Annotated in this window: 17 protein-coding genes and 1 tRNA gene; 5 read left to right on the top strand and 13 right to left on the bottom strand. The window is 53.5% G+C overall.

From position 1 onward, the window contains the following. Positions 1-21: 21 nt before the first annotated feature. The 4 genes from rpoB to rplJ form a co-directional block, all read right to left on the bottom strand. Complete coding sequence (rpoB, locus tag ACFQ14_RS13620) at positions 22-4,233, bottom strand: DNA-directed RNA polymerase subunit beta (RefSeq protein ID WP_377213308.1); 4,212 nt, start codon at positions 4,231-4,233, stop codon at positions 22-24. A 389-nt stretch (positions 4,234-4,622) separates the two neighbouring features. Further along, on the bottom strand, positions 4,623-7,052 hold the full coding sequence (locus ACFQ14_RS13615) for an EAL domain-containing protein (RefSeq protein WP_377213307.1): 2,430 nt from the start codon (positions 7,050-7,052) through the stop codon (positions 4,623-4,625). A 202-nt stretch (positions 7,053-7,254) separates the two neighbouring features. Then, a complete protein-coding gene (gene rplL, locus ACFQ14_RS13610; protein WP_377213306.1) occupies positions 7,255-7,626 on the bottom strand; it encodes a 50S ribosomal protein L7/L12 in 372 nt (123 codons plus the stop codon). A 60-nt stretch (positions 7,627-7,686) separates the two neighbouring features. Continuing rightward, the gene (gene rplJ / locus ACFQ14_RS13605; protein WP_377213305.1) at positions 7,687-8,202 is read right to left on the bottom strand and encodes a 50S ribosomal protein L10; all 516 of its coding nucleotides are present in this window, start codon (positions 8,200-8,202) and stop codon (positions 7,687-7,689) included. A gap of 393 nt (positions 8,203-8,595) precedes the next feature. Between rplJ and ACFQ14_RS13600 the strand changes: the two genes are divergently transcribed. Next, positions 8,596-8,976, top strand: coding sequence for a hypothetical protein (locus ACFQ14_RS13600; RefSeq protein WP_377213304.1), 381 nt, complete (start codon positions 8,596-8,598; stop codon positions 8,974-8,976). A gap of 516 nt (positions 8,977-9,492) precedes the next feature. Further along, the gene (locus ACFQ14_RS13595) at positions 9,493-10,284 is read left to right on the top strand and encodes an abortive infection family protein (RefSeq protein ID WP_377213303.1); all 792 of its coding nucleotides are present in this window, start codon (positions 9,493-9,495) and stop codon (positions 10,282-10,284) included. Positions 10,285-10,492: 208 nt separating this feature from the next. Here the strand turns inward: ACFQ14_RS13595 and rplA are convergent, their stop codons facing one another. The 6 genes from rplA to ACFQ14_RS13565 all read right to left on the bottom strand — a co-directional run bounded on the left by rplA (position 10,493) and on the right by ACFQ14_RS13565 (position 14,808). Next, a complete protein-coding gene (rplA, locus tag ACFQ14_RS13590; protein WP_377213302.1) occupies positions 10,493-11,194 on the bottom strand; it encodes a 50S ribosomal protein L1 in 702 nt (233 codons plus the stop codon). A 5-nt stretch (positions 11,195-11,199) separates the two neighbouring features. Beyond that, positions 11,200-11,628, bottom strand: coding sequence for a 50S ribosomal protein L11 (gene rplK / locus ACFQ14_RS13585; RefSeq protein ID WP_377213301.1), 429 nt, complete (start codon positions 11,626-11,628; stop codon positions 11,200-11,202). A 124-nt stretch (positions 11,629-11,752) separates the two neighbouring features. Further along, positions 11,753-12,283 carry a transcription termination/antitermination protein NusG gene (gene nusG, locus ACFQ14_RS13580; protein ID WP_377213300.1) on the bottom strand — a complete coding sequence of 177 codons (531 nt, stop codon included), beginning with the start codon at positions 12,281-12,283 and terminating at the stop codon, positions 11,753-11,755. A gap of 26 nt (positions 12,284-12,309) precedes the next feature. Then, positions 12,310-12,507 (bottom strand): preprotein translocase subunit SecE, encoded by a 198-nt coding sequence (gene secE, locus ACFQ14_RS13575; RefSeq protein WP_377213299.1) that lies wholly within the window; start codon positions 12,505-12,507, stop codon positions 12,310-12,312. Positions 12,508-12,663: 156 nt separating this feature from the next. Then, on the bottom strand, positions 12,664-13,518 hold the full coding sequence (locus tag ACFQ14_RS13570) for a cobalamin B12-binding domain-containing protein (protein ID WP_377213298.1): 855 nt from the start codon (positions 13,516-13,518) through the stop codon (positions 12,664-12,666). A 117-nt stretch (positions 13,519-13,635) separates the two neighbouring features. After that, a complete protein-coding gene (locus tag ACFQ14_RS13565) occupies positions 13,636-14,808 on the bottom strand; it encodes a cytochrome P450 (protein WP_377213297.1) in 1,173 nt (390 codons plus the stop codon). Between the two features lie 188 nt (positions 14,809-14,996). On the opposite strand from ACFQ14_RS13565, the gene ACFQ14_RS13560 reads away from it, so the two are divergent. Beyond that, complete coding sequence (locus ACFQ14_RS13560; RefSeq protein WP_377213296.1) at positions 14,997-15,557, top strand: TetR/AcrR family transcriptional regulator; 561 nt, start codon at positions 14,997-14,999, stop codon at positions 15,555-15,557. A 56-nt stretch (positions 15,558-15,613) separates the two neighbouring features. Here the strand turns inward: ACFQ14_RS13560 and ACFQ14_RS13555 are convergent, their stop codons facing one another. Continuing rightward, on the bottom strand, positions 15,614-17,206 hold the full coding sequence (locus ACFQ14_RS13555; RefSeq protein WP_377213295.1) for an isocitrate lyase: 1,593 nt from the start codon (positions 17,204-17,206) through the stop codon (positions 15,614-15,616). A 327-nt stretch (positions 17,207-17,533) separates the two neighbouring features. On the opposite strand from ACFQ14_RS13555, the gene ACFQ14_RS13550 reads away from it, so the two are divergent. Together ACFQ14_RS13550 and ACFQ14_RS13545 are read left to right on the top strand one after the other, a co-directional pair. Continuing rightward, positions 17,534-17,609, top strand: a tRNA-Trp gene (locus ACFQ14_RS13550). Positions 17,610-17,733: 124 nt separating this feature from the next. Next, positions 17,734-19,377 carry an FAD-binding dehydrogenase gene (locus tag ACFQ14_RS13545; protein WP_377213294.1) on the top strand — a complete coding sequence of 548 codons (1,644 nt, stop codon included), beginning with the start codon at positions 17,734-17,736 and terminating at the stop codon, positions 19,375-19,377. Here the strand turns inward: ACFQ14_RS13545 and ACFQ14_RS13540 are convergent. After that, a complete protein-coding gene (locus ACFQ14_RS13540; protein WP_377213293.1) occupies positions 19,342-20,265 on the bottom strand; it encodes a YihY/virulence factor BrkB family protein in 924 nt (307 codons plus the stop codon). The genes ACFQ14_RS13545 and ACFQ14_RS13540 overlap by 36 nt on opposite strands. 832 nt (positions 20,266-21,097) lie before the next feature. Continuing rightward, the coding region (locus ACFQ14_RS13535; RefSeq protein ID WP_449301305.1) for an EF-Tu C-terminal domain-related protein at positions 21,098-21,491 on the bottom strand (394 nt) is incomplete at its 5' end.

The raw sequence follows: 21,491 nt of genomic DNA, 5'->3' as shown, positions 1-21,491 counted from the left end.
TGGGTCGGCGGAGAATGCGGCTTATTCAGCCGCATCCGGCAAATACTCGCCGTCCCCGTCATCGTTGTCGGCTTCCAGTTCGATCTTGGAATTCTCAAGTTCAACCGACAGGCCGAGTGAGCGCATTTCCTTGACCAGAACGTTGAAGCTTTCCGGAATACCGCTTTCGAACGTATCGTCGCCACGCACGATGCTTTCATACACTTTCGTGCGGCCAGCAACGTCATCCGACTTCACGGTCAGCATTTCCTGCAAAGTATAAGCGGCACCATAGGCTTCAAGAGCCCAGACTTCCATCTCGCCGAAGCGCTGGCCGCCGAACTGCGCCTTACCACCCAGCGGTTGCTGCGTGACGAGCGAGTACGGACCAATCGAACGGGCGTGGATTTTATCGTCCACAAGGTGGTGCAGTTTGAGCATGTAGATATAGCCCATCGTCACCGGACGGTCGAAAGCTTCGCCAGTACGGCCATCATAGAGCGTTGACTGCCCGGAACCGTCGAGACCGGCCTGTTCCAGCATGTCCACAACATCCGGCTCATGAGCGCCGTCAAACACCGGCGTTGCAATGCGCACACCCGACTTCAACTGCGATGCCAGCCGCACGACGGAATCATCATCATAGTCGCGCACGGGCTCGTTGCGGTCATTGTTCGGGTAGACAGCCTCAAGCTCTTTACGCAGAGGCTTGATGTTGCCGCCTTTCTCATAGGCTTCCAGAAGATCACCGATCTTGTGACCCATCCCTGCGCATGCCCAGCCAAGGTGAGTTTCCAAAATCTGACCAACGTTCATGCGCGAGGGCACGCCGAGCGGGTTCAGCACGATGTCAGCATGGGTTCCGTTTTCAAGGAACGGCATGTCTTCAATTGGCAAAATGCGCGAAACCACACCCTTGTTGCCGTGACGGCCAGCCATTTTATCGCCGGGCTGAAGCTTGCGCTTGATCGCCACGAAGACCTTGACCATTTTCATCACGCCTGGCGGCAGTTCGTCACCGCGCTGCAGCTTCTCGACCTTGTCCATAAAGCGGCCTTCCAGCAGCTTTTTGGAATCGTCGTATTGCGCACGCAGCGCTTCAATCTGGCCTTGCAGCTTTTCGTTATCGACGGCAAACATCCACCACTGGCTGCGCGGGAATTCTTCCATCACTTCAGCATTGAGTTTGGTGCCTTTCTTGAAGCCTTTCGGCCCCGCAATGGCTTCCTTGCCTTTCAGCATATCGATAAGACGACCGTAGACGTTGCGGTCCAAAATGGCCTGCTCGTCATCGCGGTCTTTCGCCAGCGTCTCAATTTCCTCGCGCTCGATAGCCATCGCGCGCTCGTCTTTTTCGATGCCATGACGGTTGAACACACGCACTTCAACAACCGTGCCGAAGGCACCGGGCGACATGCGAAGTGACGTATCGCGAACATCAGAGGCCTTCTCACCGAAGATTGCACGCAGGAGCTTTTCTTCCGGCGTCATCGGGCTTTCGCCTTTCGGCGTTATCTTACCAACGAGAATATCGCCGGGGCCGACCTCAGCACCAATATAGGTGATGCCCGCCTCGTCGAGGTTTTTAAGAGCCTCTTCCGACACGTTTGGAATATCGCGGGTGATTTCTTCCGGCCCAAGCTTTGTATCACGCGCCATCACTTCGAATTCTTCGATGTGAATGGAGGTGAACACATCGTCACGCACAATGCGCTCGGACAGCAGGATGGAGTCTTCAAAATTGTAGCCATTCCAAGGCATGAACGCGACGAGCACGTTTCGGCCAAGCGCCAGATCGCCGAGATCGGTCGAAGGACCGTCCGCGATGATGTCGCCCTTGTTCAAAACATCACCAACCTGAACCAGCGGACGCTGGTTGATACAGGTGGACTGGTTTGAACGCTGGAACTTCTGCAGGCGGTAAATATCGACGCCGGGCTTGGATGGGTCGAGATCTTCTGTGGCGCGAACAACGATACGTGTTGCGTCCACCTGATCGACCACGCCGCCGCGCTTAGCGCCAATAGCAGCACCGGAATCGCGGGCCACAATGGCCTCCATGCCTGTGCCAACAAACGGCGCTTCCGCACGCACCAGAGGCACGGCCTGACGCATCATGTTGGAGCCCATCAGAGCACGGTTGGCGTCGTCGTTTTCAAGGAACGGAATAAGCGCCGCAGCAACCGAAACCAATTGTTTCGGCGACACGTCCATCAGGTCTACCTGATCGGCGGCCACCATCGTCACATCGCCATTGTGGCGCGATACCACGAATTCGTTCACGAACTTATTGTTCTTGTCCAACTCCGCGTTGGCCTGAGCGACGGTGTACTTGGCCTCTTCCATGGCGGAGAGATACACCACCTCGGACGTCACCTGCCCTTTTTCAACCTTACGGTACGGGCTTTCAATAAAGCCATATTTGTTGATGCGAGCAAAGGTTGCAAGCGAGTTGATCAGACCAATGTTCGGGCCTTCCGGCGTTTCGATTGGGCAAATACGGCCATAATGGGTTGGGTGAACGTCGCGGACTTCAAAGCCAGCACGCTCGCGTGTCAAACCACCGGGCCCAAGCGCCGAGAGACGGCGTTTGTGGGTAATCTCAGAAAGCGGGTTGGTCTGGTCCATAAACTGCGACAGCTGCGAAGAACCGAAGAATTCACGCACGGCAGCAGCGGCAGGCTTCGCGTTAATCAAATCCTGCGGCATGACCGTGTCGATTTCGATGGACGACATGCGCTCTTTAATAGCGCGCTCCATGCGCAGCAAACCGACGCGATACTGGTTCTCCATCAACTCACCGACAGAGCGAACACGGCGGTTGCCGAGGTTGTCGATATCGTCAATGTCGCCCACGCCATCGCGCAAATCGATCAGACACTTAACGACTGCCAGAATGTCTTCTTTGCGGAGAATACGGACCGTATCCTCAGCATCCAGATCAAGGCGCATGTTCATTTTTACGCGACCAACTGCCGACAGGTCATAGCGCTCACGATCAAAGAACAGTGACTGGAACATGGCTTCTGCCGTTTCCATCGTCGGCGGTTCACCAGGACGCATCACGCGATAAATGTCGAAGAGTGCTTCTTGGCGCGAATGGTTTTTGTCCGCAGCAAGCGTGTTGCGCAGATATGCACCGATAGTAACGTGGTCCACGTCCAGAACGTTAAGTTCAGTGTGGCCCATCTCCATGAGATCAACCAACGTGCCAGTGATTTTGCCTGACTTCTCGTCCACTTCGTAAGTCAGCTCTTCACCAGCTTCGAAATAGATTTCACCTGTCTCCAAGTTGATAATATCTTCAGCGAGGTAGGAACCAGCGACCTGTTCCATCGGAACGCGGATAGCGCTAATTTTTTTCGCTTCCAGCTCTTTGATGGTACGAGCAGTAACCTTCTTGCCAGCCTCAATGATCACTTCGCCAGATTTCGCGTCGATCACGTCTTCTGTAGGCTTCGTGCCTTTCAAGCGCTCACCGTTGAACGGCATGGTCCACACGCCCGTCTCGTCGGATTTCTTGCCTTTTACCATCTTCAGCGTGATGGAGTTGTAGAAATGCTGGAGAATATCTTCCCCATCCATACCCAATGCCATGAGCAGCGATGTCGCTGGAATTTTGCGGCGACGGTCAATACGGGCGTAGACGATGTCCTTGGCGTCAAATTCAATATCGAGCCATGAACCGCGATACGGGATCACGCGCGATGCAAACAGCAGCTTGCCAGAGGAGTGCGTTTTGCCTTTGTCGTGATCGAAGAACACGCCCGGCGAACGGTGCATCTGCGAAACGATAACGCGCTCGGTGCCGTTAATGATGAACGTGCCGTTGTCGGTCATCAAAGGCATGTCGCCCATGAAAACTTCTTGCTCTTTAATGTCTTTAACAGACTTCGCACCCGTATCTTCGTCGATATCAAACACGATGAGGCGCAACGTCACTTTAAGCGGTGCGGAATAAGTCATGTCGCGTTGGCGGCATTCTTCAGTGTCATATTTCGGCGCTTCGAAATCATAGCGCACAAAATCAAGCTGAGCCTGACCCGAAAAATCGCGAATCGGGAAAACGGAGTTAAACACCGCCTGAAGACCTTCGTCGCCGCGCCCCTCTTCCGGTTCTTCAACCATGAGGAAATGATCGTAAGACGACATTTGAACTTCGATGAGGTTCGGCATGTCGATCACTTCGGTGATGTTGCCGTAAACCTTGCGAACGCGCTTGCGACCGTTGAAGACGTGGGTCTGTTCAGCCATAGGGAAGAGCTCCTGGACGTTAAAACTGTTGCCGCTGCGTCAATTTGGCCTTGCTAAAAAGCCGATAAGCAGCGCCAAAGATGGCTGCGGACGCCGGTTCAGCCCGCAAAATAACCGGTTTCGCTGCCATGAATGCCGTGCAAATGCACACCGCAAAGACCATTGAAACGGCGAAAATGACCGTGCCACACCCATCCGTTCGGTGCAGCCGGCCTGAAATACTCAAGAATACAAACGCGGAACCCATCCAATCGGCTCGACACGTCCTGCGTCTACCTAGAACATCATTGCAACGAATAAAAGGCCCAACATCAATTTTTGCGCGTGAAAACAAAACGGGCGGGACTTTCGCAAGACCCGCCCGTTGCGCAGATAGATTTTGTTGAGCGTCAGGCGGCTTCTGTTTCTGCCTGTTTGATCTTCAGCTCTTTGCCCTTGCGCATAGAAACCTGACCTGGCCGACCATGCAAATAGCCCTGCTGGATGGTGCAACCCATATCGAAGAGCGCCTTGGCCTGCTGTGGAGTCTCAACGCCTTCTGACACCACATCCATATCAAAGGTTTCGGCAAGACCGATAATGGCTTCAATAATGTCAGGAGATTGCAAGCCACTGGCCCCTTCCGCAGATATAAATGCGCGATCAATCTTGATGCGATCAATGTTGAACTTCGATAGATAGGACAACGAAGAATAGCCGGTGCCAAAATCATCCAGCGCAGTGCGAACACCCAGATTGCGCAATCGCTGAACAACTTCCACCACGAGATCAGTATCGAGGATCATCGCGCTCTCAGTGATTTCGATTTCCAATCGCTGCGCAGACAGGCCCGAGTGAGCCAAAGCGGACAGCACCGAAGGCACGAAATCCGGCGACTGAATCTGACGCGCTGATACGTTCACACTGACCAAAACGCTGTCGTTCCAGTTAGACGCATCCTCACAGGCCTTGCGCAAAACGTATTGGCCAATTTTGAGAACCATATCGGTTTCTTCTGCAAGCGGAATGAAGACCGCTGGCGAAATTGCACCATGAACGGGGTGATCCCACCGAATGAGCGCTTCGCGAGAGACGGTTTTCGTCGAGCCGTCCTCAGCTACTTTTACGATAGGCTGATAAGCAATTGAAAAATCACCGTTTTGAATAGCAAGGCGCATATCAGCCACCAAGGCACGCTCTTTGCGATGCGTTTCGTCCATCTCGCTTGTGAAACGACGCCATGTACCGCGGCCCTCCTCCTTTGCGCGGTAGAGCGCAATATCGGCTTGCTTTGACAATTCGCTCAGATCGCCTGTGTCGAGCATGCCAACGCTGAAGCCGACCGATGCGCCGATATCCACCGTCTGCCCGGCAATCTGGAACGGTTGGCACAGCAAATCGACGATATTTTGCGAAACATCTTCTGCCACACGCTCCAGTACCTGTGCACCCACATTGCTGCGGCGGTCTTCGACAATTCCAACGGCGAACTCATCACCGCCAAAGCGCGCGATGCTGCGGCAATCAGGGTCATTCACCCCTGCCCGGTCCAACGCCTTTTCAATGCGCTGGGCCACTGCCACCAACAAATCATCGCCAACGCCGTGCCCAAATGTATCGTTGACCTGTTTGAAGCGGTCGAGATCAATCAGAATTTCAGCAAATTGGCGCTCGGATTTGAGCCAGCCGCGCTTGCGTTCGGACGCCGTATGGCGGTTTTCAAGCCCCGTAAGGCCATCGTGGTGTGCCATAAAGTGAATTTGCTTGCGCGCTTCAGCGGTTGCAGTCGCATCCGCGCAGATGCCGCGATAGCCAGCCAACACGCCATCTTCAAACTTCGGCAACCCACGCACCATGATCCACTTCGTTGTATCGTCAGTGGTATCGCGGATGGACAAAATGATATCCGTAAACTCTTTGTCTTCCTTCAAGCACTCCATCAACCGTTGCAGATCGGCCCTGCACTCATCCGTCACATACATCTGGACAAGTTCAGACAGCGGGATATCAGCAGTAGCCTCCATATCAATGCCCAGCATATCGTAAACCTGATGCGGCGCACGCATGATACGGCCATCAGCGTCTGTTTCCCAAAGCCATTCACTCGACTGATTTTCATAGTCTTTGAGCAAGAGGTTGATGACTTCGTTTTTCTCCGCGAGTTGCAAGCGGCCACCAAATTGCTCACGCAGGGTGATGTCGCTCTGACGAACCGCCAAAACCAAACCAGCTGTCGCAACAGCGGAAAAGATGGCAAGCGTCAGATCACCAAAGGCTTGGCTCACCGCAAACGATACCAATGTCACAACAGTGTGGACCATACCGGCAATGAAGAGCCATAGGTAGGCCGCAATTGGCACCCGCGAGAGCGAAGCGGCACCGGCAGCCAGAATGCCTGCCATAATGGCCGCGATCACGCCGCGTTCGACGCTGTCCGTCAGCGCATAGAAAACGATAATGGGTGCGCACCAAAGAGCCGATAAAAAGGCCGAGTTGCGAGCAAGAACAACAATGCCGTTGCGTGAACCAGAGGGTTTTGTGCCAGCCCGGCGGCGCTGGCGCGCATGATAAAGCATCATCAATGAAAGGCCGCACAGCAGCCCACACCAGATCAACGCAATAGCATTTAACAGCAGGCCATTGCCGAGCAGATTGATCGTGAGCAGCGGGGCAAACACAAGGTTGCCCACCATCATAGCGCCAGTCATCGAATAAACCGATGTCAGCCGCTCAGCACGAAACATGCGAGCGTTTTGTTCGCCAAATTCGTGCTCGCTCGAAACTGCGAGGCCAAGCCAAGCTCTGAACCGCTTGCGCAGTCCACTAACATAGTTACGCATATAGCCATCCCCTGCTTGCGTTTGAGGGTCTGGTGTAGCGCGGCATTTGATGCCGCAAGGTAAACACGGCAGTGCAAGTTGGAGTGAGGGTAAAGAAAGGGTTTCACGACAGAACCCAATAGGAACAAAAAAAACCCCGTCCGGTTTCCCGAACAGGGTTTTAAGTCAGTGCGGAGCATGAACCCCGCAGCAGCAGCAGAACTTACTTGAGTTCGACCGTTGCGCCAGCTTCTTCGAGCTGCTTTTTGATTTCTTCGGCTTCGCCTTTGGAAATGCCTTCCTTGACGGCCTTCGGTGCGCCTTCGACGAGGTCTTTGGCTTCTTTCAGGCCAAGACCCGTGATGCCGCGGACTTCTTTAATGACGTTGATTTTCTTGTCGCCAGCAGCGGTCAGAACAACGTCGAATTCGTCTTTTTCTTCTGCAGCTTCAGCAGGTGCGCCGCCAGCAGCGGCAACAGCCACAGGAGCAGCGGCAGAAACGCCCCAATGCTCTTCCAGCATTTTTGAAAGTTCAGCAGCTTCCAGCACGGTCAGCGCGGAAAGGTCGTCAACGATCTTTTGAAGATCAGCCATGATAATATTCCTTGTTCAGTTCGAACGATTTGTTCGCAAATATGAGATTGGTTGAGCCGCTTACGCAGCTTCCTTTGAGGAGTATGCTCCGATAACCCGTGCCACCTGGCCCGCTGGGGCTTTGGTGATCATGGCGATGCGCTGTGCTGGTGTTGTGATCATACCGATCAACTTACCGCGCAGTTCATCCAGGCTTGGCAGTGTGGCAAGAGCCTTCACGCCGGCCTGATCGAGGCTGGTTGCGCCCATAGCACCCCCAAGCAGAACGAGCTTATCGTTCTTCTTGGCGAATTCTGCAGCCGCTTTCGGTGCCGCCACAGGATCTTCCGCATATGCAATCAGGGTTTGGCCCTGAAACAGCGGAGCCATGTGTTCAGCTTCCGTACCCTCAAGAGCAAGCTTGACGAGGCGGTTTTTTGCCACTTTGACGGTTCCGCCAGCGTCGCGCATTGCGGAGCGAAGCTCCGTCATGTCGGCAACTGTCAGACCGGCATAGTGTGCCACAACGATGGAACCAGCGCCCGTAAGCTCCGATTTAATCGCGGTGACAAATTCAGCTTTTTCCGCTCTATCCAATTTGTCTCTCCAGTTTGCCCTCTTGCCATTTTCGCAACGTGCAAAGCACACGCGAAAACGCACAGGGGGCGGTTCAAGTTTGTCGCGGGCCGAAGCCAACAACGCTCAAATCCTGCCCCCTCGCAAACCGCAGGTTTTTGAGGCGAACTGTTCGAACTGGATCGCGCAAAGCGAACCCAATTCTCTCAACCGTCTATACGGGAAATTAAGAGGGAAACCCTCACCCGCAGTCTCGGACAGGAATGCACACCGAAATGCGCGAGCGGGATATGGCAGAGGTTGGCGGGGATGGCAAGGGGAAGATTGGGGAACCCCGCAACCAAGGTTTGCAAAGCTGTGCCAGCTTGCTTACCGCTACGGCATATCTGTCACGCAAAGCGCAAAAATGAAGCCATGATCACCTACCGAACCACCGCAACACTGGCGACTTTTGCAGCTTTTGGCTTGTTCATCATGTTCGCCTTCCTGCCGTTCATCGCAAACTACATTTACGGCATTGACGGCGACGCTGAATCAAACTTCGTCCTTCGCCGCGCCGCCTTCCTGCTTTTGGGACTGGGAATCATGGCCTGGCTAACCCGAAGCGAACCGCCTTCTCGCGTCAGAAACGCATTGGCGCTTGGCTTCGGTGTAGACGTGCTGGGCATCATGGTGACAGGCATATACGACTGGGCCACCGGCTTCGCTGGCAACACCATTTGGCTGCTCACAGCGGTGGAAGCGTTCTTTGGCGGACTGTTTGTCTATCACTCGCGGGAGAGGGTTGAGGGATAGTTCGGTAGGAATTGAAGCTTTAGCTACGGGCAACAACTGCTTTTTGAACCAAAAGCGGAAATAGATGAAATCTTAGCGACATGAGCTGTGTCGATTTCCATCGGGCATTTGCGGCTGATCTTCTGGTTCAACCGACAACCGTTTAATAGCCGCCCAGAAAAGGCGCTACGCATCCAATGGCACAACCCCAAAGATCATTTGACGGCTGTGGAATGGCGTGAGGCTGTTAGATGGCCAGGAAGCAGAGATTTGCTTCTATGGTTAGACAACAGCATCTGATCAAGCAGCCCCACCTTGGCGCAGCCACGGTTCGCGACCGCCCTCCCCAAGGCGGGTGCGACGCTCCTACCAGGTTGATCGCGAACCTACGAAGATCGAACGGCTGCTTTGAGCCCGTATTGACCGACGCGTCTGTTTCCTCAAGGGTCCGGTTTTTGACAGTTCGAATGTTCAAGAACTCGCAGGCGGGTCGCCACTTGGAGCACGTTCGGGCGGTCTTTAGTTCGAGGAAAGCTCATGACCTCTGGCGATTTCGGTAAACCTGAGATTCCTGATGATCTATTTGAATGCGCACTGTTTTTGAGAAACAACATCATTGGCCTGACGACCGAGGGCGGGTCGGAGGCGGCTTACAAATTGGCCAGAAGAAAGTTAATGGACGACCCAACGAGCAAGCGGCTTATGCCGACTTTCGCGCGATTCTCAAACGATGCGGCTTCTGTGCGGTCCGAATTGTCGAGCGTTGCAAGTGGTTCAGGTTCTTGGTCCATTCGCCGAGGCCACGTAAATAACGCCTTCGTCCCGCTATTGAACTTCTTAGAGTCTGGTGGCGGTGCGGCAGATTCTGCTATCACAGACGGTCTTGATGCTTACGATGCTCCTGCAGTCCACGCTTTTTGGGCAAAGGCTTTAGAAAGACGCACAATTGACCCAGACGGCGCCGTTACCGCCGCAAGTACGCTTCTTGAAGAGGTCTGCAAGCACATAATTGAGGACAGCGGAAATAAATGGCAAGCGAAATGGAATGTCCCAAAACTCTATTCTGAAGCCGCAAAAATTTTAAAGCTCGCGCTGTCACAGCACCAAGAAGAGGTATTCAAGACAATTTTGGGAAATTGTCAGAGCGTCGTTCAGAGCATTGGCTCTTTGCGCAACAATGGTGGTGATGCACATGCTGGAGGGCGCTCACGAGTCCCATTCAAACCGCGTCATGCCGCTTTGACGGTTAATCTTGCAGGTTCCATGGCACTGTTTCTGATCGAAACTTGGCCAGCGAGAGTTGAGGAGAAGCGGATCGGCGACCGCTAGCCTCGCAAAAATCCTGACGCAGCCGTTGGCGCATATGTTCCGAATTGGTGCTCTGTCCGCTCAACGGCCATTTCTCCAGCGAACAAATCAAACTTCACCCAAAATCAATACTGGCGGCGGCTCAGCAAGCATCAGCTTTGACCCTCAAAACCAAAAAACCCCGGCGTTTCCGCCGGGGCTTTTTTAATTCTCACACTGCCTCCAGCACTTAGCCTTCAGACAGAACCGAAGCCGTCTCAACCTTAACGCCCGGACCCATCGTGGATGTGATCGCAACACGCTTTAAGTATGTACCTTTTGCGCCTGCTGGTTTGGCTTTCATCACGGCGTCGACGAATGCCTTGATATTACCTTCCAGAGCGTCTGCGGTGAAGGACGCCTTGCCGACACCGGCGTGGATCACACCGGCTTTCTCGACACGGAACTCAACCGAACCGCCCTTGGCGTCTTTAACAGCCTGAGCAACGTCTGGCGTTACAGTGCCAACGCGCGGGTTTGGCATCAGGCCACGGGGACCAAGAACCTTACCCAACCGACCGACAAGCGCCATCATATCCGGCGTTGCGATCACGCGATCGTAGTTCAAATCACCGCCCTGCATCGATTCCATAAGGTCTTCAGCGCCAACAACATCAGCACCCGCGGCCTTGGCTTCATCAGCCTTCGCATCGCGTGCAAACACGGCTACGCGCATGTCGCGGCCTGTACCGTTGGGCAAAGTCACCACGCCGCGAACCATCTGGTCTGCGTGACGAGGATCAACGCCAAGATTCATCGCAATTTCGACGGTTTCGTCGAATTTCGCATTGGCATTGTCTTTGACCAAAGCCACAGCTTCGCTGATAGCGTAGTTCTTTTTGTTATCAATTGCTTCGTGAGCAGCTTTCAAGCGTTTTCCTAGCTTTGCCATATCCGTTAGCCCTTCACTTCCAGGCCCATGGAGCGGGCAGAGCCTTCGATGATCAGCATAGCCTGATCGATATCGTTGGCGTTCAAATCTTTCATCTTGGTTTCAGCGATTTCCTGAACCTGTGCCCGTGTTACCGAGCCAGCGACTGACCGACCAGGCTCTTTCGAACCGCTGTTCAAGCCAGCTGCCTTCTTCAAAAGGAAGGACGCTGGCGGCGTCTTCATTTTGAAGGTGAACGACTTGTCTGCAAAGATGGTGATGGTCACAGGGATTGGCATCCCTTTTTCCATTTCCTGCGTCGCAGCGTTGAACGCCTTACAGAATTCCATGATGTTCAGCCCGCGCTGACCCAATGCTGGGCCGATGGGCGGGGATGGCGAGGCGTTGCCTGCCGGCACCTGAAGTTTCAGGTAGCCATCAATTTTCTTGGCCATTTTTCTGCCTTTGGTTTGGCCGTCGAAAAAGACAGCCGGTTTTCAAAAGGTGCGTGGTGCGGTTATCAAGCATCGGCCAGATGCCCTTCCCCTCCCACGCGCTTGTGAGCTTACGCTCGTACGCTCAGACCTTTTCGACCTGACCGTATTCCAGATCCACGGGCGTTGCGCGCCCGAAGATCGAAACTTCAACTTTGAGACGCGCACGCTCCTCGTCAACTTCCTGCACCTGGCCGGAGAAAGACGCGAACGGACCATCGGAAACACGCACGTTCTCGCCAATTTCGAACGAAACAGATGGCTTTGGACGGTCGACGCCCTCTTGCACCTGGTTGAGAATGTGATCGGCTTCTTTGTCGGAGATCGGCAGCGGCTTGTTATCCGATCCCAAAAAGCCGGTCACTTTCGGCGTATTCTTGATCAGATGATAGGCATCATCCGTCATTTCCATGCGGGCAAGCACGTAGCCGGGGAAAAATTTGCGCTCGGCATCAACCTTGCGGCCGCGGCGTACTTCCACAACCTTCTCAACCGGCACAAGAATTTGCTCAAACAAATGCTCAAGCCCTTTCTGTCGGGCCGTTTCCTCGATCGATTCAGCCACCTTCTTTTCGAAGTTGGAATAGGCGTGAATGATATACCAACGCATAGCCATGTGAGCGCCGCGCTCCCGTTAAAAATCTAACCGAACAGCAGGCCCGTGATGTAACTCAGGCCTTGATCGATGATGAAGAAAAATACTGCTGTGATGAAAACGAGAATGAGCGTCATAATCGTTGTAATGACTGTTTCACGTCGTGTCGGCCAAACGACTTTCGCCACTTCCGCACGCACTTGCTGCAAAAAGGTGAATGGATTCGTCTTTGCCACTGTGAACATCCTGTCTAGGAGCTATGTTGAACACCAACACAAATCCCTGTTTCCAAACAACAATCGGGCGCGGATTGCCAACCTGTCAGCACTCCGCGCCTCGCGATGACTGTTAGATAGAGATTGAGGCGTATTTTGGCAAGTGGTTTGGCTCAGTATCAGCACTCAATCGGCCGACGTCACCCCGTCCAAGCGATCAACTTCTGCATTGAGAATGCTCAAAGCCTCATCAATTTCCCCGGCAGCAGAATCTGCGCCGGAAACTTCCAAAATATCAGGCTTAAGGTCGACGATACCGCCAGCCACCATAATGTAGATATCAGGCCGCGCCAGCCGTAAAGCGATAATAATCCTCGTGAGCGAAACCAGCACATCCGAATTGCAAGACGACACGCCGATAACCACGTGTCCTGTGCTCATGCACGCATTCAAAAGAGCCGAATGACTGAGACCAACCTTGAGATCTATCGTCCAACCGCTTTTGCGAAACATATCGGCCGCCATAATGACGCCCAGCGTATGCTGCTGGTCGGGTAACGAGGCAAAAACGGCCTCGCGGGATGCCCGTTTCTCGGAAACCTCAAACAGGGGCGCTAGTCCTCGCATAATGGCGTATATGGCGCCCGTGGCCATAGAGACTTCAAGAAACGATATTCTGTCATCGTCCCACCGCCGCCCCAGTTCCTCTGCGGCACCAGCCAGAAGGCCGCAATACAGCCTGTCGAGAGGAAGACCATCGCTGAGCTTGTGCTGGATATAAGTCTTCGCCTCATCAGCATCCTGTCGCAAAAGAACGTCGACCAGTTCATTTATTTGATCTGCCGACAAAGCCTCACGAATACTCGCCTCGGTGCCCCGACGCTCTGCCAGCCGCGCTACAATCTCTTTTGCGAGTTTTTCAATGGCATTCGATGGAAGCGTTTGCTCCAATGTATTCATTTTTTTGCGAATTAGCTGAAAGTCAGACTCGTTAAAGGCTGCACCTTCACGCGATTTCACACGCATGGTGTTCACTTGCATCAAGACGGCTCCCTACTGTCTCGTCGGCTTGACACACTGTCGCGCCAAATTGACAAAACCTCAAGGGAACAGAGCCACTTTCTCGAAAACCGCGATTAGGTCGCAGCAAAAACGCGCCTAATTCAGCTTCAAAGGCAGGCTAAGCGGTCCGCGGAAACCGAAACCCCAAAACTTCACATCACCAGCCAATTCCATGTTCGGAAACCGCTCCAGCATTTTCGGCATAATGATGTTAGCAATCATGCGTCGTGCGATATGGGTACCCAAGCAAAAATGGGGGCCATTGCCGAACGCCTGATGGGGTTTGCGTGTTCTGGTCATGTCAAACACATGGGGGTTTTCCCAATGCTCTTCGTCGTGGTTTGCCGACGCCTGCACGGTCATTACGACCTCGCCTTGCGCGATATCAATCCCCCTGATTTGCGTATCCTCCACAGCCCTGCGCGATGATACTTGAATGGGCGCAACCCAGCGAATGGCCTCCTCAAAAGCGGCTGTGCATAAACTCGGATCCGCCTTTAGTGCTTCAAATTGATCGGGACTGGTCAAAAGACCATAAAACACGGTGCAAAGCGCATCGCGAGGCTCGTTGATTCCCCCACCAATAGCGATTTTGATATTGGAGCGGATAACGTCTATCGGCATTGGCTCATTCAAATTCAGCATAGCAGAAATCGCATTGGGCTGATGATCTGCCTTATGACCTTCGATAGTTGCGTCAATCGCAGCATTGATTTCGATATTGGCAGCGTCGCACAAGGCGAAAGGCTCATCCAGCCACGCGAAGTTTCCTGCCCCGTCAATTAAAGTCTGCGACCATCGACAAAGATCGGCGTCGCTGGCATTTGTCAAACCCAACAGATGCGCCAAACAACGTGCCGAAATCGGCGCGGCGAGGTCAGCAAAAAGATCAATCACCTCACCTTTTGGCAATCGGTCAAGATATTCGTCGGCAATCGTTTCATACAGCGGCAACCAAACACGCTTGATATTGCCAGGCGCGAACGCTTCCGCCATCGCGTTTCGCTCACGGGAATGCTCCGCTCCATCCTTCCGCATGAGAGTATGGGCCTGAAAAGCAGGCTTCATCGGCGTGCCAGGGTCGTCAGACGAAAACAGTTCCCAATTGTCTTTGACCGCCTTCGTGTCTTCAAACCGCGTCAGCATCGTGCGGTTGATCGCCGGAACACGACAAACGGGCGTGTCAGCCCTCAGACGACGGTAAATCGCGTACGGATCTGACAACAAGTCGGGCACGACTATGGTTTCGTCTACTGGTGCAGTTGGCATGACGGCGATCCTCCCAAATCATCTCGCACAACTATTGCTGACCGAAGACCAAAAGAAAACGTCCCAAATCTCAAGGCCAAAAAACCCATCGCAGTGATGGTTAGACGCCAAATATGCTTGAATTTTAGACTTCTTGGTTCCTAATGTGACAAGAATCCGTAGCCGCACACCAAACAGAAGAACAACCTATGGCTAGGCCGAGAGAGTTTGATCTGAATGAAGCCATAGAGCGCGCGATGGATTTATTCTGGACCCACGGTTATTCGTCGACTTCCCTGCCTGATCTATTGGAAGGCATGGCGATAACGCGCGGCTCATTCTACAAGGCATTCATTTCAAAAAAGGAACTCTTCCTCAAAGCACTCCAACGCTATGAGAACACAGTTCTCGAACCGGCTTTGACGCGTCTGCACGATGAAAACATCGCCGGAACGACGCGCCTCCAGTCAATCTTCACAGGCGCTGTTAACGCGGCCAAGAACGGCGAAACGCGTGGGTGCCTTTTGTGCACCACATCGGCGGGTGCAGCATTGAACGACGCCGAGATCGCAGAGCGGGTCAACAACCAGTTGGAACGTCTCACCCAAGGCTTAGCCAAGGCCCTTGCTGATGCGGGCAATGCAACGCCAGAGCAGACTGCACGCTCACTCACGCTTTCCTATATTGGACTGCGCATTGCCACACGCGGTCAAATGTCGGCGGAACGGTTGGAAATTGCAGCCAATCAAGCGCTGGCTCAGGTTTCATAAACGCAGAAAGGCCGCCCACGTTTTCGCAGGCGACCTTGTCGTTGAACAGTGTCGGATTATCCGAATTGGTTCATTGTATTGTCCTCGCCAGCCGCTTTCAACGCGGCTTCGCCAGCAAAGTATTCCTTGTGATCATCGCCAATGTCGGAACCGGCCATGTTCTGGTGTCTCACACAAGCGATACCCTGACGGATTTCGCGACGCTGAACACCTTCGACATATCCGAGCATACCTTGGTCGCCGAAATACTCTTTCGCCAGATTGTCCGTCGACAAAGCGGCCGTGTGGTAGGTTGGCAGCGTAATGAGGTGGTGGAAAATACCGGCTTCGCGTGATGAATCCGCTTGGAAAGTACGAATGCGCTCGTCAGCCTCTGCAGCAAGATCGGTCTCGTCGTAATCAACGCTCATAAGGTTAGCGCGGTCATAGGCAGAGACATCTTTGCCAGCCTCTTCCCAAGCATCGAACACTTGCTGGCGGAAATTCAGCGTCCAGTTGAACGACGGCGAGTTGTTGTAGACTAGTTTAGCATTCGGAACGACTTCCCGAACGCGATCCATCATGGCTTTGATCTGGCCAATGTGTGGTTTCTCCGTCTCGATCCACAACAGATCTGCACCCGCTTGAAGCGATGTGATCGAATCGAGCACGCAACGGTCTTGGCCAGTGCCTTCGCGGAACTGATAAAGGTTCGATGGCAGACGCTTGGGACGCATCAGCTTGCCGTCGCGCTTAATGACAACATCCGAAGATGTCAGATCATCGAGCGAAACCTCTTCGCAATCTAGGAAGGAATTGTACTGGTCACCCAAATCCCCGGGCTCTTTGGAGTAAGCGATTTGCTTGGTCAGGCCTGCGCCGAGCGAGTCCGTGCGCGTAACGATGACGCCATCTTCCACGCCAAGTTCCATAAAGGCGTAGCGGCAGGCGCGGATTTTTGCGAGAAAGTCCTCATGTGGAACAGTGACTTTGCCATCTTGGTGGCCACACTGCTTCTCGTCAGACACCTGGTTTTCGATTTGCAGAGCACAAGCGCCTGCTTCGATCATTTTCTTCGCAAGCAAATATGTCGCTTCGGCGTTGCCGAAACCCGCATCAATGTCTGCAATGATAGGCACGACGTGCGTTTCGTGCTTGTCGATTGCCACTTCAATGCGCTTGGCTTCCAACTCATTTCCGCTTTTGCGCGCGGCGTCCAAATCGCGGAACATCATACCGAGCTCGCGCTGGTCTGCTTGACGCAGAAATGTGTAAAGCTCTTCAATTAGTGCAGGCACAGAGGTTTTCTCGTGCATGGACTGATCGGGCAGCGGGCCAAACTCGGAACGCAGTGCGGCGACCATCCAACCGGAAAGGTAAAGGTAGCTACGTTTTGTAGTACCGAAGTGCTTCTTGATCGAAATCATCTTTTGCTGACCAATGAAACCGTGCCAGCAACCCAGTGACTGCGTATATTTTGACGGGTCTGCATCATAAGCGCTCATATCTTCGCGCATGATCGCTGCGGTGTATTTTGCAATGTCTAGCCCGGTCTGAAACCGATTTTGCACCCGCATGCGCGCCACGGCTTCAGCATCAATGCTCGCCCAAGGCGCACCGAATTGCGATTTAGTCGCTTCAGCGGCGGCGATTTCTTCCAGATAAGTCATGGCGTATCTCCATTTGTTATTTGCTATCGGCAGAAGTGAAGTTTGTCACAATTGTCGATTTACAGGCCAAATGGCAGCGCCATCGGCATCTGGAGCTAAACTGCGCTCACACCCGTCGAAAAACGAGGCAATTCATCGTAAGCAAGAGGTGTTTCGTGTTACCGTGTTAAGGTTGCGACAAAAATCATCTGTCGTTTTGTAAAATTTTTACAAAAGATCAGCACACAAAAAGAGCGATAGGGGCATTTCGCATCCATCGACCCTGAATTCCGCTTGAATTGATCGCAAAGCCCGCTTACAAACTCCATCGCACCGCAGAGTGCGCATAGGGGTATAGCTCAGTTGGTAGAGCGACGGTCTCCAAAACCGTAGGTCCCGGGTTCAAATCCTGGTGCCCCTGCCAAGCGCAAGACAAGCGCTCACTCATCACGTCATACAAAGGCGCAATACTTCATACAAAGGCGCAATCGCTTGATTGCAGAAAAGCTATGCGCCACGGTTGCTTTAGCAATCGGGAGACCAACCCTATGAATTTTGACGCAATTATCGTTGGCGCAGGTTTGGCTGGCCTTGTCGCTGCCTGCGAGTTGGCGGCCCGTGGCAAGACAGTTGGAATTGTCGATCAAGAGGGAGAGCAAAATCTTGGCGGTCAGGCATTCTGGTCTTTGGGAGGCTTGCTCATGGTCGACACTCCAGAACAGCGACGAATGGGAATTAAAGACTCGCGCGAATTGCTGACGAATGATTGGATGGGTTCCGCCCAATTCGACCGCGAAGAAGATCATTATCCAAGAAAGTGGGCCGAAGCCTACATCGACTTTGCTTGCACCGAAATGCGCCCTTGGCTGCATGATCTGGGAATGCGCTGGTTCCCCGTCGTTGGATGGGCAGAACGCGGCGGTTCGTTTGCAGACGGACACGGCAATTCCGTGCCCCGCTTCCACATCACATGGGGAACTGGTCCCGGCACGATTGAACCTTTTGAGAAGCGCGCTCGCGCTTTTGAGACGGACGGTAAGATCAAATTCTATTTCCGCCACCGCGTAACCAAACTCGAAACGAAATCCGGTGCTGTTACGGGTGTCATCGGCGAAGTGCTAGCACCAACGCAGGTAGAACGCGGTGCGCAAAGCAGTCGCGATGTGGTCGGCGATTTCACTCTCTCGTCTGATGCGGTGATTGTGACTTCTGGCGGCATCGGCGGAAACCATGATCTGGTGCGGGCCAATTGGCCCACGGAACGTCTCGGCGCGGTGCCCAAGACTATGATTTCCGGCGTCCCCCACCATGTTGATGGCGCGATGCTCGGCATCACTGAGCAAGCGGGCGGCGAGCTAATCAACACAGACCGCATGTGGCACTATGTGGAGGGCGTGAACAATTGGAATTCAATTTGGCCAAAACACGGTATCCGCGTTCTGCCCGGTCCGTCTTCCATGTGGTTTGATGCACAGGGCAACCGCTTCAAGCCGCCTGCCCTTCCTGGCTTCGATACGCTTGGCACGCTGAAGGAAATTCTAGCGACCGGCTACGACTATTCGTGGTTCGTGCTGACGCAGAAAGTGATCGAGAAAGAGTTCGCACTTTCAGGTTCGGAACAGAATCCCGATTTCACATCCAAAAGCTGGAAAGAAGTTCTCAAAGCCCGTTTGGGCCAAGGTGCAACCGGCCCGGTCGAGGCTTTCAAGGAAAAGGGTGAGGATTTTGTAGTCGCCAACAATCTCGATGATCTGATCGCTGGCATGAACCAACGGGGCGGCAATCTGATTGATGCCGCTAAGTTGCGAGCGCAAATCGAAGCCCGCGACAGCCAGATTGACAATTCTTTCGCAAAAGATGCTCAGGTTATGGCAATCCATGCCGCACGAAATTATCGTGGCGACCGGCTGATCCGCACCGCCAAACCCCACAAATTTCTCGACCCGAAAAACGGCCCTCTCATTGCGGTCAAGCTGCACATCCTGACCCGCAAATCGCTTGGCGGCATTCACACCGATATGAACGGGCAAGTGCTCGACGCCGATGGGTCTGCAATTGCCGGCCTCTATGCCGCCGGTGAAGCGGCGGGATTCGGTGGCGGCGGATACCACGGATACAACTCTCTGGAGGGCACCTTCCTTGGAGGCTGCATCTTCTCAGGCCGCGTCGCCGGGCGAGCCGCTCTCACGTAACGCTTTGCGTGCAGCGCGTTCTTCGGCCAATGCCGTGTTGAATTCAGCGCCGTAAAGGATCACGGCTGCAAGGCAGTAAAGATAGACGATCGCGATCATCATACCGGCCAAACCCGCGTAGAGCGCGGTGTAGTTGGCGATTGTTTTCAGATACAGGCCAAAGGCCCAAGAGCCCGCGAAGATGATGACAATCGTCAGAAGAATGCCCCACAAAATGTGGCGTTTGCGCTGCCTGCGGTTGGGCAAAAACCGGTGAAACGCGAACAGCACCAGACCAAGTATCAGAAACGCCAAGCCGTATTTTGCGACGGAAAAGGCGACCGAATAAGGAGGTAAAATCGGCAATCGTGCGGAGAGAAAGCTCCATGCCAGGGGGGCGCCGACAAGCAGGAAAGTTGCGAAGATAAGCGCCATCGCCCCTAACAGCACGAACGCCGTTGCCTGCAAGCGCCTCCAGAAAAACGACCGCGTTTCGTCCAGCTTGTAAGCACGGTTCAGCCCGTCACGGGCATTTTCCACGCCATTCGTCGCCAGGATCAACGCCACGATGGTTGAGATCGAAAAGAACTCGCCCGCAGGCTCTGAAAGCAGCACTTGGATTTGTTCTGCGATTGGCTTCGCAGCATCGCCGGGCCAGTGCCCCAAGACCAGTTCCACAACCGCATCGGCGAGCGTTGGATCACCATACAGACGCACCAAGGCTGCGATCAGCATGAGGAACGGAAACAGCGACAGCAAAAGCGACAAAGCGACATTGGAGGCAATTGCCAAACCGCCATCGTAAGCTAGACGTTCGGCAGCGCGGTAGAGTATACGAAAATAAAAAATACAATTCGACCTGCGGCGCTGGAGGTTTGAGTTAAGTGTTTCCCCATTGCGGCTTATCAACCTGGCAATAAGAAAGTCAACCTAGCGAATGCGCCTAGCAACGCGCCTAGCCTTGCTTCTGATCAAAGCTAGACAGCTTGCATCACTCTTTCTGGCAGAGCCACGAATAGTTTTCACCACCATACCATAAGCGACTTTCTGCGCTTGGTGACTAAGCTTCGTTAAAACAGAACCGGCAACTCGACTCAATCCACCGACACCCAGCTCGGCCGCTATTGCCGCACAATCAACCCTTCGAGAAGTGTCTCGAAAAATTCGATCTTGTTTCTTTGATGCCCGACTGTTTAGCCTTTGCATCTCGATCCGAACACATAATTCAGTACGCCTACGATCTCGATATCGACGCTTGCAGGCATTATAAATTCTGCGAGAATTGAACTGGATAGTATGATGAAGCGTCACCATCGAAGGCGGTGAAAATATGGAAAAAGTGCGCGCATCAGCTTGAGAAACAATTGAGAAAATAAGGGCGAGAGAGAAAGTGGCAATTTTATTCACAACTAGCCTAAGGAAAGAGCGTTTTGCCTTATCTTTCAACATTATCTAAAGAAAGTAAAGCAGCCTTCGATCGCGACACATTACTTAAATCTTAAATGGATGAAAACAGGAATTGATTGAACGCTTTGGGCACAATGTTTGAAATATCTGAAATATAAGTCTTTTTTGCGCCTACGGAAACACCGCGAGAAATTAGCGGCCTAGTTGCGGGCGCGCCATGTTGAGTTAAGAGCACAGCAAATCGAACACACGTTGGAAATAACTCTACTTTAGTTTTCGACAATACGTGGGGAGCGAGAACGAAGAAGCTGTCGCGCCCGCCCCCACGCATGGCTTAGTCCAAAATCTCGGCAACGATGCCGGCGCCGACGGTGCGGCCGCCTTCGCGGATCGCGAAGCGCAGGCGGTCTTCCATGGCGATCGGCACGATAAGCTCAACCGTCATTTCAACGTTGTCGCCCGGCATAACCATTTCCGTGCCTTCAGGAAGGGCGCAAATACCCGTCACGTCGGTCGTGCGGAAGTAGAACTGAGGACGGTAGTTGGTGAAGAACGGCGTGTGACGGCCACCCTCTTCCTTCGTCAAAATGTAGGCTTCCGCACGGAACTTCGTGTGCGGCTTAACCGAACCAGGCTTACACAGAACCTGACCGCGCTCGACGTTTTCACGGTCGATACCACGGATCAGTGCGCCGATGTTGTCGCCTGCTTCCCCACGGTCGAGGAGC

This window comes from Pseudahrensia aquimaris (genome assembly GCF_042676045.1).
Classification (GTDB): Bacteria; Pseudomonadota; Alphaproteobacteria; order Rhizobiales; family Rhizobiaceae; genus Pseudahrensia; species Pseudahrensia aquimaris.
The sequence above is the reverse complement of the archived record's forward strand: the minus strand, read 5'-3'. Positions and strand labels throughout refer to the sequence as shown.

Coding starts and splice junctions, on each gene's coding strand:
- rplK (WP_377213301.1), bottom strand. CDS start 11,628: ATGGCCAAGAAAATTGATGGCTACCTGAAACTTCAGGTGCCGGCAGGC.
- ACFQ14_RS13615 (WP_377213307.1), bottom strand. CDS start 7,052: ATGCGTAACTATGTTAGTGGACTGCGCAAGCGGTTCAGAGCTTGGCTT.
- ACFQ14_RS13555 (WP_377213295.1), bottom strand. CDS start 17,206: ATGACTTATCTGGAAGAAATCGCCGCCGCTGAAGCGACTAAATCGCAA.
- ACFQ14_RS13545 (WP_377213294.1), top strand. CDS start 17,734: ATGAATTTTGACGCAATTATCGTTGGCGCAGGTTTGGCTGGCCTTGTC.
- secE (WP_377213299.1), bottom strand. CDS start 12,507: ATGTTCACAGTGGCAAAGACGAATCCATTCACCTTTTTGCAGCAAGTG.
- rplL (WP_377213306.1), bottom strand. CDS start 7,626: ATGGCTGATCTTCAAAAGATCGTTGACGACCTTTCCGCGCTGACCGTG.
- ACFQ14_RS13560 (WP_377213296.1), top strand. CDS start 14,997: ATGGCTAGGCCGAGAGAGTTTGATCTGAATGAAGCCATAGAGCGCGCG.
- nusG (WP_377213300.1), bottom strand. CDS start 12,283: ATGGCTATGCGTTGGTATATCATTCACGCCTATTCCAACTTCGAAAAG.
- rpoB (WP_377213308.1), bottom strand. CDS start 4,233: ATGGCTGAACAGACCCACGTCTTCAACGGTCGCAAGCGCGTTCGCAAG.
- ACFQ14_RS13600 (WP_377213304.1), top strand. CDS start 8,596: ATGATCACCTACCGAACCACCGCAACACTGGCGACTTTTGCAGCTTTT.
- ACFQ14_RS13570 (WP_377213298.1), bottom strand. CDS start 13,518: ATGCAAGTGAACACCATGCGTGTGAAATCGCGTGAAGGTGCAGCCTTT.
- rplA (WP_377213302.1), bottom strand. CDS start 11,194: ATGGCAAAGCTAGGAAAACGCTTGAAAGCTGCTCACGAAGCAATTGAT.
- ACFQ14_RS13595 (WP_377213303.1), top strand. CDS start 9,493: ATGACCTCTGGCGATTTCGGTAAACCTGAGATTCCTGATGATCTATTT.
- ACFQ14_RS13565 (WP_377213297.1), bottom strand. CDS start 14,808: ATGCCAACTGCACCAGTAGACGAAACCATAGTCGTGCCCGACTTGTTG.